We start from the raw sequence: 1,320 nt of genomic DNA on the forward strand, positions 1-1,320 counted from the left end.
CGTCCATCAGATGTTCGACGGGCTGGACACGAACCGCTCAGCGCAGGTGCTGCTGGAGGGCTGGGAGAAGTTCGACGTGAACGTGATCGGAATTACCCTCAGCCGCAATCAATTCGAATACAGCAAAACCAGGCTGGCGGGGGTCCCGACCGAGCGCAACGTCGAAGTGCGGTTGCAGGGCTGGGAAGAGTTCGACGACAAGGTCGACCGGATCGTCAGCATCGGAGCATTTGAAGCGTTCAAGGCCGAGCGTTGGCCCGCGTTTTTCGACCGCGCCTATGACATCCTCCCCGGCGACGGCAGGATGCTCCTGCACACAATTTTGGGGCATTCACAGAAGCAGATGCACGAGCGCGGCATCGCTTTGACGATGAGCGACGTGCGGTTCACGCGATTTATCTACACGGAAATCTTCCCGGGCGGGCAGTTGCCGGCGCAGGAAGATATTTTCCCGCTGGCGCATGCCGCCGGATTCAGTGTCGAAAAAGTGCAATTGCTGCGCGAGCATTATGAACGGACGCTGAATATGTGGGCGGCCAACCTGGCGGCGAACAAAGAAAAGGCGATCGCCATCCAGTCCGAGGAAGTCTACGAGCGCTATATGCACTATTTGACGGGGTGCGAGGACTTCTTCCGCAAGGGCATCAGCAACGTCGGCCAGTTCACCCTGGCCAAGTAACGTCCCGGGCGCCGGCGCCGCCGGTCACTTCTCACACGTGAACTGGTTGACGTCCGTGTAGCCCTGGCGGAACAACTTGGCGCAGCCGGTGAGGTACTTCATGTACCGGTCGTAGACCTTCTCCGACTGGATCGCGATGGCCTTGTCCTTGTTGGACTCGAGCGCCGCGGCCCATATTTCCAGCGTCCTGGCGTAGTGCAGCTGAAGTGACTGGATCCGGGTCACCTTGAAACCGGCGTCGCCGGCGTGCTCTTCGACCGACGGGATCGTCGGCAGCCATCCGCCGGGGAAGATCTCGGCCAGGATGAACTGGGTGAAGTGAACGACCTCGTGGGTCAACGGGGTGCCCTGGGCCCTGGCCTCTTTGAAGGTCGGACGCGAGATGGTGTGCAGCAGCATGACCCCGTCGGCCGGCAGCACCCGGTAGGCCATCTTGAAGAAGTGGCCCCACCGTTGGCGGCCGAAGTGCTCGAAGGCGCCGATGGAGACGATGCGGTCGACGGGCTCGTCGAACTTCTCCCAGCCCTCCAGCAGCACCTGCGCTGAGCGGTTCGTGTCCAGCCCGTCGAACATCTGCTGGACGTGCTCGGCCTGGTTCTCCGACAGCGTCAGGCCGACGACGTTGACGTCGTACTTCTCGA

The 1,320-nt window shown here is 61.5% G+C and carries 2 protein-coding genes; one reads left to right on the forward strand and one right to left on the reverse strand.

Features of this window, described 5'->3' with window-relative positions:
- Positions 1-679 (forward strand): class I SAM-dependent methyltransferase (locus A5706_RS10240; protein WP_156767046.1); only part of this gene is annotated, 679 nt, incomplete at its 5' end.
- 24 nt (positions 680-703) lie between these two features.
- Here the strand turns inward: A5706_RS10240 and A5706_RS10245 are convergent.
- On the reverse strand, positions 704-1,320 hold a 617-nt coding region (locus A5706_RS10245), incomplete at its 5' end, for a class I SAM-dependent methyltransferase (protein ID WP_068127030.1).

Source organism: Mycobacterium sp. E796, assembly GCF_001672815.1.
Taxonomy (GTDB): Bacteria; Actinomycetota; Actinomycetes; order Mycobacteriales; family Mycobacteriaceae; genus Mycobacterium.